The organism is Ralstonia pickettii (assembly GCF_000607165.1).
In the GTDB taxonomy this organism is placed as follows: Bacteria; Pseudomonadota; Gammaproteobacteria; order Burkholderiales; family Burkholderiaceae; genus Ralstonia; species Ralstonia holmesii.
Genome location: NZ_JFZG01000006.1, coordinates 666,486 through 679,616, shown reverse-complemented (window position 1 = coordinate 679,616; position 13,131 = coordinate 666,486). Strand labels below are relative to the sequence as shown.

The following is a 13,131-nucleotide window of genomic DNA, read 5'->3' as shown; positions in this document are numbered from 1 at the left end:
CCATGCAAGGCGAGCTGAACGGCGGCGTGTGGGATTGCCATACGCACATCTATGGGCCCTGGGACGCGTTTCCGCTGCCCGCCGACGCGTCGTATCGCCCGGTGGAAGCTCCGATGACGCAACTGCTTGCGTTGCATGAGCAGTTGGGCGTCACGCACGGCGTGCTGGTGCAGGCGGCGTGCTACCAGTCCGATCACCGTGCGCTGCTGTCGGCGCTGGCCATGACGCACGGGCGCTATCGCGGCGTCGCGCTGGTCGACCACACCACGAGTGACGACGCCCTGCGCGAATTGCACGAGGGCGGCGTCCGCGGCATCCGCTTCAACTTCATGGGCCACCTGCCGGGCGAGCGCGATCTGGACCGCTTGCGCGAACTCGCCGAGCGCGTTGGGCCGATGGGTTGGCACGTGCTGCTGCATGGGCAACTGGATCAGCTTCTGCCGGTGCTCGATGCGTGGGAAGACCTCGACGTGCCGCTGGTGATCGACCACATGGGCCGGCAGGATGCGACCCGCCCGCTGGATGAAGCCGCCGTGCGCGAGCTGGAGCGCCATCTGCGTAAAGACAATCGGTGGATCAAGCTCTCCGGTGTCGACCGCCTGATGCAAGGCGCAGCGCCGCCATGGACTGCAGCGCTGCCGCTGGTCAGGCGGCTGGCGCAGGCGGCGCCAGAGCGGGCCATCTGGGGCACGGACTGGCCGCACCCCAACATCAAGGGCGACGTGCCCGACGACAGCAGCCTGCTCGCGTTCGTGCAGGAAGCCTGCGGTGCTGAAGCGGCTGAAGCCGTGCTCGTTCATAACCCGCAACGGCTCTATTTCTGAGGCATCGCCATGCAAGCCACCCTCATCGATGCCGCCCAGGCAGAGCACACTGCTGAGCAGAGCGCCTGCCGCAAGGCCGCCTGGCGCCTGATTCCGCTGCTGTCGCTCGCCTACTTCGTCAACTATCTCGACCGGACCAACGTCGGCTTTGCCGCGCTGACCATGAACCGCGACCTGGGCCTGAGCGCGGCCCAGTTTGGCCTGGCGGCCGGCATCTTCTACGTGGGCTATTGCCTGTTCGAGGTGCCGAGCAACCTGGCGTTGTATCGCTACGGCGCACGTCGCTGGCTGGCGCGGATCATGATCACGTGGGGTTTGTTTGCCGCCGCCACCAGCTTCGCCGTGGGCCCCAACAGCTATGCGGCGATTCGCTTGCTCGCCGGGATTGGCGAGGCGGGGTTCTTTCCCGGCGTCATCTTCTATCTGACGTTGTGGTTTCCGTCGCGGTATCGCACGCGCATGATGGGCTGGTTCCTCGCTGCTATTCCGCTGTCGTCGGTGTTCAGCGGGCCGCTGTCGGTATCGATGCTGGAGCTGGACGGTTGGCTCGGGCTGCACGGCTGGCAATGGCTCTTCATCCTGCAGGGGTTGCCGGCCGGCGTGCTGGGCCTGCTGTGCCTGCGCATGCTGACCGATCGGCCGGACAACGCAGCCTGGCTTACGGCAGAGGAGCGCTCCGCCCTGGCGGCTGCCATCGAGCGGGAGCGCAGCGCGGCGGTCGAGCATCGCCTCGGGCCGGCGCTCAAGGACGCCCGCGTCTGGCTGCTCACGGCCATTCTCTTCAGCTACATCATCGGCATTCTCGGCATTGGTGTGTGGATGCCGACCATCCTCAAGACGCATCACCTGTCGAACACGCAGGTGGGCTTTGCCACGGCGCTGCCCTATGTTGTTGGCGCCCTGGTGATGCTGGGCTGGGCACGCGTGGTGGCGCGCACGCAGCGCTATGTTCTGCACTTGGTGATCACCTGTGCGGTGGCGGCGCTGGGTTTCTTTGTGTCGGTTGCGTCCGATGCGCTGGTGCCGGCCATGCTGGGCTTGACCGTGGCGGTGGTGGGGTTGTCATCCGTGCGCACGTGCTTCTACAGCATCCCGGCCACGTTCCTGGACAAGCAGGCCGCCGCCGGCGGGCTGGCGTTCATCAACTCGGTGGGCAGCCTTGGCGGGTTGTTCGGCCCGTACATGGTGGGCTGGCTGAAAGACGCCACGGGCTCGTTCAAGGCCGGGCTGATCGGCATGGGCACCATGCTGGTTCTCGCGACGCTGCTTTCTATGGTGCTGCTGGGCCGCATCAAGGAGGGCCGGCGATGAGCAACGATGGGTGGCAGCCGAGCCTGCGCACGCCAGATCCGGCCGTGCGTATCCTGGACCCGCGCTTCGAGCACTACCGTCTGCCGCACGCCAAGGTCGAACGCCTCTGGACCGGCTGCAGGTGGGCCGAAGGCCCCGTCTGGTTTGGGGACGCAGGGGCGCTCTATTGGACCGACCTGCCCAACGATCGCATCCTGCGTTGGGACGAGGCCTCCGGCGCGGTGGCGACATACCGCGCGCCCTCAGACAAGGCCAACGGCCTGACGCGCGACAGGCAGGGCAGGCTGATTGCCTGCGAGCACGGCCAGCGCCGCGTCACGCGCACGGAATACGACGGCAGCATCACCGTGCTGGCCAGCGAGTTTGAAGGCAAGCCGCTGAATTCGCCCAACGATGTGGTGGTCGCAAGCGACGGCGCAGTGTGGTTTACCGATCCGCCGTTCGGCCTGGTGAGCGACTACATGGGCCAGATTGCCGAGCCGCAGTTGCCGGCCAGCATCTATCGGATCGACCCGCGCGACGGGCGACTGGACTGTGTTGCCGACGATGTGCTCGGCCCCAACGGATTGGCGTTCTCGCCGGATGAGCGGACGTTGTATGTGGTGGCATCGCGTGCGCGGCCGCGCGAGATCCTGGCATTCGACGTGTTCGACGGCAATGCGCTTGGCGAGCGCCGTGTGTTGATCGACGCCGCGGACGGTGCGCCGGACGGCTTTCGCGTCGATGCGCACGGCAACCTGTGGTGCGGCTGGGGCACGGGGTCGGCAGAGCTTGATGGCGTGCGCGTGTTCGCCCCCGACGGCACCGCGATCGGTCACATCGCACTGCCGGAGCGTTGCGCGAACCTGTGCTTCGGCGGCCGACACCTCAATCGCCTGTTCATGGCGTCCACCACATCGCTCTATGCCCTGTACGTGAACACACGCGGGGCAGTCTAGCCCTGCGCCACCCCTACACCAATAACGAACGAGGAGACACGACATGCCATTCCAATCCAGCGTGCGCCGCTTTGCCGTGCGCAGCCTCTGTGCAATACCGCTCATTGCCGCCACAAGTGCCGCCTGGGCCGCAGATGTGCACGTGCTGGCGACCGGCGCGTTGCACGCGGCCTTCGAGAAGGTCATACCGGCGTACGAGCAGCAGTCGGGCAACCATCTGATCATCGCGTGGGGGCCGTCCTATGGCACCTCGCCCGACGCCTTGCCGATGCGAATCAAGAACGGCGAGCCGATGGATGTGTGCTTCATGATCGGCGCTGCCTTGACGGATCAAGTGAAGCAAGGGCGCTTCATTCCGGAGTCGCGCGTTGACCTGGTGGCGTCAGGCGTGGGCGTTGCAGTGCGCAAGGGCTTGCCCACGCCGAATATCCAGACCGTTGACGATCTGCGGCAAACCTTGTTGGCGGCCAAGTCTGTGGCGTTTTCGGAAGGCGCCAGCGGTACCTACATCACCGGCACGCTGTTCGCGCGTCTCGGGATTGCCGAGCAGATGAAAACCAAGAGCGTGCTGATCCGGGGCAAGGAGCTGGTCGGCTCGGCGCTTGAGCGCGGCGAGGCGGATCTGGGCCTGCAGCAGATCAGCGAGCTGCGGGCATTCGGCGGCATCCAATATGTGGGGCCGCTGCCCGCCGAGGTGCAGAAGACGAGCGTGATTGCCGTTGCAGTGGCAAAAGATGCCAAGGAGCGCCAGGCCGCTGAAGGTCTCATCACGTATCTGCGTTCTCCGGAAGTCGCCGCCAAGCTGGTCCAGACGGGGCTCGACCCGATCCCCACCAAATAGAAATCGCCTGATTCGTTGCCGTTGTCCGTTGCATCGCGGTGGGTTTCCTGCCGCGAGGGGCAACTGCTGCCCGAAGCAAAAAACAACCGGGCCAGATCCCGGAAAAGGAGACTCCATGACGTTGCAGAAGTGCCTTCTGGGCGCCGCATTGACCTTGGTGATGGCGGCGTGCGCCGCGCCGCCAAACAACGGAGCAGACGTACAGCGGACGCTCGTGCGCCGTGGCAACGTGCAGATCGAAACGCTCAGCCAGGGGCGCGGCCCGACTGTTGTCATCCTGCCGTCGCTTGGGCGCGGCGCGGAAGACTACGATGAGGTGGCCCGCCTGCTTGCAGCCGATGGGCTGCGTGTCCTGCGGCTGCAACCGCGCGGCATTGGCCAGAGCAAGGGCCCGATGGCGAATCTCGACATGCATGCGTTTGCAGCCGACGTTGCCGCCGTGCTCGATCAGGAAAAGACGGGGCCCGTTGTCGTGGTGGGGCATGCCTGGGGCAGCCAGCCGGCGCGCATGCTGGCGGTGGATCGGCCTGACCTGGTGCGCGGCCTCGTCATGGCCGCAGCTTCTGCCGGCAAGCTGCCGCCCGGTTCCAACGAGAAGCCCTATGGCCGGTTGCGCGAAGCGATTGACGGCTCCGGCAACCTCGCGCTGCCCGAGGCAAAGCGTCTGGAATATCTGCGTCAGGCGTTCTTTGCTCCCGGCCACGACCCCAAGCCGTGGCTTGGCGGTTGGTATTCGGATGCGCACCACGCGCAGGCCCACGCCCGCAACGTCACGCCTGTGGATGCGTACTTCGCGGGCGGCACGGTGCCCATGCTTGATCTGCAAGCGCAGTACGACGCCGTGGTCGTGCCCAACGTGTTCAAGCCCATGCTGGGCAACCGCGTGACGGTGGAAGTGATTCCAGATGCCGGGCACGCCATGGCGCCCGAGCAGCCCGCGGCGATGAGCCGCGCCATCGCGCGCTTCGCCCGACGTGTCTATGCGGGCGCGTCCTGATTTCGTCAACACAACAACGCGCAGGCCGACGCATCCGCGTGGCATGCCTATCCACACCAAGCACACCAAGGAGAACATCATGAAATTGATCAAGTACGGCTGTACCGCGTTGGCTGCGGTCATGCTTTCCTTCTCTGCACTGGCAGCAACGGATGCCGGTCAGATTGATCGTGAACTGGTCAAGTACAGCAACGTACAGATTGAGGTGATGCGGCAGGGCAAGGGCCCGTTGATCGTCATCCTGCCGTCGCTGGGCCGTTCGGGGCGCGATTACGACCAGGTTGCAAACCAGCTCGTCGCCGATGGCTTCCGCGTGTTGCGTCCTGAGCCGCGCGGCATCGGCCAGAGCAAAGGGCCCATGACCGATCTGGACATGCATGCCTTTGCCGCCGATGTTGCTGCCGTGATCGAGCACGAGAAGCAAGGGCCCGCAGTTGTGGTGGGCCACGCCTGGGGCAATTTCCCGGCACGCATGGTGGCGGTGGATCGGCCCGAGCTGGTGCGCGGCGTCGTTCTGGTTGCGGCTTCGGCCGGCAAGGTGCCGCCGGGTTCGACCGAAAAGCCGATCAACGCAGAGATGCGTAAAGCCATCGACGGCGCGGGTGATATGCGTCTTTCGGAAGCGCAGCGCCTTGCGTATCTGCGACAGGCCTTCTTTGCGCCGGGCAATGACCCACGCGTGTGGCTCGATGGCTGGCACGAAGAGACGCATGAGGCGGAGTCCCATGCCCGCAACGTGACGCCGGTGGATGCGTACTTTGCGGCTGGCACTGCGCCGATCCTGGACCTCCAGGCCGAGCACGATGCAGTAGCGCCGCGCCGCTTCTCGCAGGTTCTGAAATCGATGCTGGGCGATCGTGTGACGGTGGTTGTGGTGCCGAATGCAGGCCATGCATTTGCACCCGAACAGCCCAAGGCGATGGCGGATGCGATCGCAACGTTCGCCAAGCGCGTGTACGCAGAACCCGCCAAGCAGTAATCGAACGTGCTTGCCATGTGGAGGCTGGGTCCGTGATTCGCCTCCACAGCTTGCCTAATTGGACGGAAAACCCCGCGAGGAAGGGCAAAGGGATTGATAACCAAAGCACATCAATTCTTCCGAAAATTGCACTTCTCGTTTGTTGGTCTCCCGGCGAACATTGCCAAAACGACAAACGCCGTTCGACGGCGTATTCTTTTTTTGGCTTCCAGGAGACACCTCGATGCACCCCCAGTCCAGCCTTTCGACCGGGCAATCAAAGGCCGCCGCGGTCTTCCGCGTCACCGCCGGGAATTTCCTGGAGCAGTTCGACTTCTTCCTGTTCGGCTTCTACGCCACACAGATCGCCAACGTCTTCTTTCCCACCGATAGCGAATTCGCCTCGCTGATGATGACCTTCGCCGTTTTTGGCGCCGGGTTCCTCATGCGGCCGCTGGGCGCCGTCGTGCTCGGTGCGTACATTGACGACGTCGGCCGCCGAAAGGGCCTGATCGTCACGCTGTCCATCATGGCAAGCGGCACCGTGCTGATCGCATTCGTTCCCGGCTACGCCACGATCGGCCTCTTGGCACCTGCGCTCGTGTTGCTCGGGCGCCTCTTGCAGGGCTTCTCGGCGGGCGCCGAGTTGGGTGGCGTATCGGTCTACCTGGCCGAGATGGCTACGCCGGGCCGCAAGGGCTTCTTCACAAGCTGGCAGTCCGCCAGCCAGCAGGTCGCAATTGTGGTGGCGGCGGGCCTGGGGTTTGCGCTCAACCAATGGCTGAGCGCACCGGCCATTGCCGCATGGGGATGGCGCGTGCCGTTCTTCGTCGGTTGCATGATCGTGCCGTTCATCTTCGTGCTGCGCCGCAATCTTGAGGAAACGCAGGAGTTCAAGGCACGCAAGCATCGTCCGAGCATGAAGGATGTGCTCAGCACGCTGGTGCAAAACTGGGGCGTCGTCATCGCCGGCATGATGCTGGTGGCGATGACCACCACGAGCTTCTACCTCATCACCGTCTATGCGCCCACGTTCGGGAAGACCGTTCTGCACCTGAGCACGGCCGACAGCCTGCTCGTCACGCTGTGTGTGGGGGTGTCGAACTTCGTGTGGCTGCCGATTGGTGGCGCGCTCTCCGACAGGATCGGTCGCCGGCCGCTGCTCATCGGCATGACGGTGCTCACGATTGCCACCGCCTATCCGGCGCTTTCGTTCCTCGCTCACGCGCCGAGCTTCATGAACATGCTGCTCGTGCTGCTTTGGCTGTCGTTCATGTACGGCATCTACAACGGCGCGATGGTTGTCGCGCTCACGGAAGTGATGCCCGTGCAGGTGCGCGTTGCCGGATTCTCGCTTGCCTATAGCCTTGCGACGGCAGTGTTTGGCGGCTTTACCCCCGCCATCTCGACGGCCGCCATCCACATGACCGGCGACAAGGCCGCCCCCGGCTACTGGATGAGTTTTGCCGCTGTGTGCGCGCTCCTGGCGACGTTGACGCTGTATCGCCGCCGCGCGGTGACGCTGGCTCCGGCCCACTGACGCAGAGCGCGCTCCAGATACTCACAAACACGTACGACCTGGCACGACCATCACCATGAAGACTCTGTTTTTGAAACTGTGCGCAGCCGCGCTCGTCGCAACCTCAGCCATTGCGGTCAACGTTCAGGCTGCCGAGCTGCACGTCATGAGCTCCGGTGGCTTTACCGCCGCCTACAAGATGCTCGGGCCGAAATTTGCATCGCAGACAGGCAACACGCTCAACACCGCACTTGGACCCTCGATGGGCAAATCGCCCGAAGCGATTCCAAATCGGCTTGCGCGCGGTGAGCCGGCCGACGCCGTCATCATGGTCGGCTACGCACTCGACGATCTGATCAAGCAAGGCAAGGTCATTCCAGACTCGCGCGTGGAACTGGCCGACTCGCGCATCGGCATGGTTGTGCGTGAAGGCGCGGCCAAGCCCGACATCAGCTCGCCGGAGGGCCTCAAGCAAGTGCTGCTGCATGCCAAGTCGATTGCCTACTCGGACAGCGCGAGCGGCGTCTATATCGAGCGCGAGCTGTTCAAGAAGCTCGGCATTGAAGAGCAGGTCAAGGCGAAAGCGAAGATGGTCCCGCGCATTCCGGTGGCATCGGTGGTGGCCACCGGCGACTACGAAATCGGCTTTCAGCAAGTGAGCGAGCTTCTGCCGGTGCAGGGTGCCACCTTCGTCGGAAAGATCCCGGAGTCGCTGCAGTCGGTCACGCGCTTTGCTGCGGGCATCCCGGTTGGGGCACAGCATCCGAAGGAAGCGAAGGCGCTACTCGACTATCTTGCTTCGCCTGGAGTGCAGGCAGACGTGAAATCGACCGGGCTCGATTCGGTGACTGCGCATTGAGGCAGGGCGGCGTGGCGATGGGCCAAGCGGCCCATGCTATGCATCGCTCGCCATCCCGCCACGCTTTGCTTCAATGATCATCCGGTGAAATTCCTCTGCGGCCGGCGTGAGCGCCCGGCCGCGCCGCTTCACAATGCCTACGCGCCGGTTCACCACCGGCTCGACCAGCGGCACGCTCGTGAGAATCGGGTGGTCATTCCCAGGCATGGCCATCGATGGCACCGCAGCAACACCAAGCCCAGCTTCAACCAACCCCAGCATGGTGGTGACGTGCCGCGTCTCACAAACGCTTGGCGCACGCGGCGCTACGGCCGACAGCGCCTGGTCCAGCAGCAGTCGGTTGCCGGACGTCTTGTCCACTGACACGTATTCGTGCGCGTAAAGCTCATTCCACGTCACGCGCTTCTTTCGGGCAAGCGGATGATCGCGCCGGCAGGCGGCAACAAACCGCTCCTGCAGCAGCATCTTGAATTCGATCTCGGGCTCCTGGCTGCCCATGAAGCTCACGCCAAAATCTGCCTCGCCGCTAATGACCGCCCCGAGCACCTCGTTCGCGCTTGCATCCAGCAGCTTGACCCTGATGCGTGGAAAGCGGCGGTGATAGGTCGCAATCAGGCTGGGCAGAAAGTAATAGGCCACCGACGGCACGCAGGCGATGGTCACGTGCCCAAGGCGGCTCGATGACACGTCGCGGATGCCGAGCAGGGCGACGTCGAGATCGTCGAGCAGTTGTTCTGCGCTGCGTGCGAACACGCGGCCGACCGTGGTGAGCGTGACGCTGCGGGTGGTGCGTTCGAACAGGGGCACGCCCAGCGCGCTCTCGAGCTTGTCGATCCGGCGGCTCAGCGCGGGCTGGGAAATGCTGATCGCTTCGGCGGCCTTTCGGAAGTTGCCCAACTCCACCACCGCGCGAAACGCCTGCAAGTCCGTCAAATCGAAGTTGATGCCCACGGGCCAGCCTCCACATCCCAGATGCGCAGCATTTTGCGCGATTTATCACGGGGTGACACGGGGCGGAGAAGGACGGAAGCGATGCTGCTGTCACGATGATGCCCCCATTTGCGCAAGGAACCATGTCGGAAAGCGCACGCGCGCTTTATCAAAAAAGCTCATCAAACCTGCCAATGCATTGAACTGCACCGACGCTTCGTGTCACATGTCGCACCACGCCCCGTCACCCCTCTTTCGTAGGGGGTGTGGCATGGTTCGTGCAGCCTTGCGCACGGTTTGACGACAACAAAAAAGTTGGGAGGGTGTATGAGCAACAAGCAGGTGCCAGGGGAGCCGCTGTTGGAAGCGGTTTGCCAGCCGGGCAGCATCACGAAAATTTCGCGCCGACACTTCGTGATGGGGCTGGGAGCCTCGCTGCTGGCCGGTTGCGGGGGCGGGGGCGATGATGCCGAAGCTGCGAGCGTCGCCCCTGCGACAACGACAGGCGGGAGCACCACCGCGCCGGGCTCCCCGATCAACAAGACGCCCGTCGCGCCGCCCGCGGGCACCGTGCAGATCCAGAGTTTCACGCATCCCGGCCTGCTGCATACCGAAGCGGATTTCGCGCGCATGCGCACCAAGGTGGGGGCGCATGCGTCCCCTTGGATCGATAGCTGGAACGTGCTGGTTGCGAATGGCCACACTCGCCTGACGAACAAGCCGAATCCGCAAGTCGCCATCTACCGGGGCAATGACCCGACACATGGTCAGAACTACGGCACGCTCTACCACGACATCGCCGCTGCCTACGGCGACGCGCTGCGCTGGAAAGTGTCGGACGACAAGCAATACGCCGATAAAGCCATCGAATATCTCGACCAGTGGGCCTCGACGCTGACAACGCTGGGCGGCAGTGACGTGGCGCTGGCCGCTGGCATCTACGGCTACGAGTTCGCCAACGCGGCCGAAATCATGCGCAGCTACAGCGGCTGGAGCCCGGCTGGCCTGGCCGCGTTCCAGTCGATGATGCGCAAGGTTTTCTACCCTGTCAGTCATGCTTTCCTGACGCGTATCGACACCGCCATGGACACGCACTACTGGGCCAACTGGGGCCTGTCCAACATCGCGTGCATTCTGGCCATTGGGGTGCTGTGTGACGATGCCGATCTCGTCAACGAGGCCATCACCCATTTCAAGACGGGGGGCAGCAACGGCTGTATCCGGCAGGCCGTGTACTACATGCACCCCGGCAACCTCGGACAATGGCAGGAAGCCGGCCGCGATCAGGGCCACACCACGCTCGGCATTGCCTTGACGGGCGCCATTTGCGAGATGGCCTGGAACCAGGGCATCGATCTGTACGGCTATGACAACAACCGCTTCCTGGCGGGCGCCGAGTACGTCGCCAAGGCCAACCTGACACAGCCGGACGGCACGTTCTATTCGGTGCCCTTTGTCACGTACCAGAACAGCGCCGGCGTCATCCAGACGCAGTTCTCCACCGGTGGGCAGGGCGGTGCTTTGGGCCGCCCGTGCTGGGCGCTGGTGGCCAACCATTACATCAACCGGAAAGGCCTGGCGGCGCCTTACACGAAGCGCGCGGCTGACCTCGTGGCGCCGGAAGGCGGTGGCGGCAACTACGGCCCCAACAGTGGCGGCTTCGATCAGCTTGGCTATGGCACGCTCACGTGCACGCTCGACCCTGGAACACCCGCTGCGGCGCCGAGCGGCCTCACGGGCTATGCCAGCGCGGGCAAGGTTGTGTTGTCGTGGTGGGGCACCAGCAACGCCACCAGCTACAACGTCAAGCGCGCGACGATGGCCGGTGGCCCGTACACCACCATCCGCAGCGGAATCACCGATCTGCTGACCTATACCGATACGCCGCCCGCTGCCGGCACGTATTTTTATGTCGTGACAGCGCAAACGATTGGTGGTGAATCGGCTGTCTCCAACGAGGTGAAGGCCATCACGGCGGTGCAGCTGCTCACGCATCTCGCCTTCGATGAGGGCAGCGGCACCACCGCAGCCGATCGCTCCGGCAACGGGCGCAACGGCACGCTCAATGGTGCGGCATGGGGCGCAGGTCGCAGCAGCAACGCGGTCTCGCTTAACGGCTCGGGTGGCTACGTGGCGTTGCCAAACGACCTTCTGGTCGACGTGTCGGACTTCACCATCGCAGCGTGGGTGTTCTGGAATGGCTCGCAAACATGGGCCCGCCTGTTCGACTTCGGAACGGGCTTTCACCGCTACCTGATGTTGACGCCCCGCGCGCAGTTGCGAAGCGGCTGGGCTGGCATACGCTTCGCCATGACGGCCAATGGCCCCGGCGATGGCCCGCCGGAACAGATCATTGACGCCCCCACCGAGCTGCCCAGCAAGCAATGGGTGCATGTTGCCGTGACGCTATCAGGCTCCACCGGCACGCTGTACGTGAACGGTGCGGCCGTCAGCACCAACACAGCCATGTTCCAGGCACCGTTCCGCCTGGAGAGCACCACACAGAACTGGCTGGGCAAATCGCAATACAGCACAGACCCGACGTTCAACGGCCGGATCGATGATTTCCGCATCTATCGCGGCGCGCTCAGCGCTGCCCAGATCGCATCGCTCATGGCGAGTTGATTGCCACGGGCCCGATGGAGGGCCCCGGCAATCCGATGCATCTTTTCTTTCAAGGATTTTTTGATGACCGTGTTTTCTCAACGATGGATTGCCGTCGCCGCGATTGCGTTCGCGCTATTTGGCTGCGGCGGCGGGTCCGATAGCACGCAGGGCAGTAGCACGACAGGCAGCGGCACTGGAACGCAAGGCGGCACCAACGGAGGCACCACTGGTGGCCAGACCGGTGGAAATGGCGGCGGAACTGGAGGTGGAACCACCGGCGGCAGCACATCCAGCCTGTCAGCCAGCGCCGCGCTCGTCGCCAAGTTGGGCAAGCCTTCGCGCGTGCTCGTCGGGCTCGGGTCGGGTCAGTCGATTTCGGACATGCAAAGCCAGGGCATTCGTCCTGACATCATCGACGTCTACCTCGTAGGCGCGGGACCCGGCTCATGGCCCTACTGGAACAGCCCCGACGGCGCCTACATCACGTACAGCGCGCAGGCCGCCCAGGCCTATGGCGCAACGCCGATGTTCACCTTCTACCAAATGGCGCAGAACGGTGACGGCAACCTGAGCGGCATCAACGATGCAACGTTCATGAACACGTACTGGAGCCAGGCGCGCTTGATGTATCAACGCATTGCCGCCCTGAATGCGCCCGTGCTGGTCAACCTCGAGCCCGACTTCTGGGGCTACGTATGGGCGCAGGCACCGAACCATGATCCGACGCAGATGGCCGCGGTGGTGAACAGCCAGCCCGAATGCAGCAGCCTGCCCAACACAGCCGCCGGCCTCGGGCAGTGTCTGGTGCAGATGGCTCGCCAGATCGCTCCCAAGACGTTGATCGGCTTCCCACCGGCGTTCTGGTCGGGATCGCCGACAGCGGTTGCGGGGGAAATGCGTGCCGCCGGTGCGCACCAGGCCGACTTCATCGTCGCCCAGACCAGCGACCGTGACGCCGGCTGCCTCGAAGCCGCCACGGTGTCGGAATGCACGGGCCGCAGCGGCACGTTCTACTGGGACGAGGCCAACATCAACACGCCGAATTTCCATCAGTCGCAAAGCAGCTACCTGGACTATCGGACCGCACTGGGCAATGGGTTGCCCATTCTGTGGTGGCAGACGCCGCTGGGTGTGCCGTCCAGCACGCCGGGCGGCACCAACCAGCACTATCGCGATAACCGCGTCGACTACATGCTGCGCAACACACAGGAATACGGCGACGGCCATACCTTCGCGGTCGTCTTCGGCTCGGGCGGTACGTACCAGACGACGATCAACACCGACGGTGGCCAGTTTGCGCGCCTGCTCGGTCTGTATCTCGGCGGGGGCGGGGCCACGCTGCAATAA

The 13,131-nt window shown here is 64.2% G+C and carries 11 protein-coding genes; 10 read left to right on the top strand and 1 reads right to left on the bottom strand.

From position 1 onward, the window contains the following. Positions 1-2: 2 nt before the first annotated feature. From BG83_RS0109470 to BG83_RS0109435, 8 genes are all read left to right on the top strand, one after another. The gene (locus tag BG83_RS0109470) at positions 3-824 is read left to right on the top strand and encodes an amidohydrolase family protein (RefSeq protein WP_024976489.1); all 822 of its coding nucleotides are present in this window, start codon (positions 3-5) and stop codon (positions 822-824) included. Between the two features lie 9 nt (positions 825-833). Next, positions 834-2,135 carry an MFS transporter gene (locus BG83_RS0109465; RefSeq protein WP_024976488.1) on the top strand — a complete coding sequence of 434 codons (1,302 nt, stop codon included), beginning with the start codon at positions 834-836 and terminating at the stop codon, positions 2,133-2,135. Further along, positions 2,132-3,073 carry an SMP-30/gluconolactonase/LRE family protein gene (locus BG83_RS0109460; RefSeq protein WP_024976487.1) on the top strand — a complete coding sequence of 314 codons (942 nt, stop codon included), beginning with the start codon at positions 2,132-2,134 and terminating at the stop codon, positions 3,071-3,073. Before BG83_RS0109465 ends, BG83_RS0109460 begins: the two co-directional genes overlap by 4 nt. Before the next feature lie 43 nt (positions 3,074-3,116). Further along, positions 3,117-3,914, top strand: coding sequence for a substrate-binding domain-containing protein (locus tag BG83_RS0109455; RefSeq protein WP_024976486.1), 798 nt, complete (start codon positions 3,117-3,119; stop codon positions 3,912-3,914). A 115-nt stretch (positions 3,915-4,029) separates the two neighbouring features. Beyond that, positions 4,030-4,911: an alpha/beta fold hydrolase gene (locus tag BG83_RS0109450; protein ID WP_024976485.1), complete on the top strand. Its 882-nt coding sequence runs from the start codon at positions 4,030-4,032 to the stop codon at positions 4,909-4,911. Positions 4,912-4,990: 79 nt separating this feature from the next. Then, positions 4,991-5,890: an alpha/beta fold hydrolase gene (locus BG83_RS0109445; RefSeq protein WP_037031763.1), complete on the top strand. Its 900-nt coding sequence runs from the start codon at positions 4,991-4,993 to the stop codon at positions 5,888-5,890. Between the two features lie 223 nt (positions 5,891-6,113). After that, a complete protein-coding gene (locus BG83_RS0109440; protein WP_024976483.1) occupies positions 6,114-7,409 on the top strand; it encodes an MFS transporter in 1,296 nt (431 codons plus the stop codon). Positions 7,410-7,464: 55 nt separating this feature from the next. Then, complete coding sequence (locus BG83_RS0109435; protein WP_024976482.1) at positions 7,465-8,247, top strand: substrate-binding domain-containing protein; 783 nt, start codon at positions 7,465-7,467, stop codon at positions 8,245-8,247. Between the two features lie 36 nt (positions 8,248-8,283). Here BG83_RS0109435 and BG83_RS0109430 read toward each other — a convergent pair whose 3' ends face one another. Next, positions 8,284-9,198, bottom strand: a complete 915-nt coding sequence (locus BG83_RS0109430) for a LysR family transcriptional regulator (RefSeq protein ID WP_024976481.1) — start codon at positions 9,196-9,198, stop codon at positions 8,284-8,286. A 306-nt stretch (positions 9,199-9,504) separates the two neighbouring features. Between BG83_RS0109430 and BG83_RS0109425 the strand changes: the two genes are divergently transcribed. Together BG83_RS0109425 and BG83_RS0109420 are read left to right on the top strand one after the other, a co-directional pair. After that, the gene (locus BG83_RS0109425) at positions 9,505-11,802 is read left to right on the top strand and encodes a LamG-like jellyroll fold domain-containing protein (RefSeq protein ID WP_024976480.1); all 2,298 of its coding nucleotides are present in this window, start codon (positions 9,505-9,507) and stop codon (positions 11,800-11,802) included. 63 nt (positions 11,803-11,865) lie between these two features. After that, a complete protein-coding gene (locus BG83_RS0109420; RefSeq protein ID WP_051541464.1) occupies positions 11,866-13,131 on the top strand; it encodes a hypothetical protein in 1,266 nt (421 codons plus the stop codon).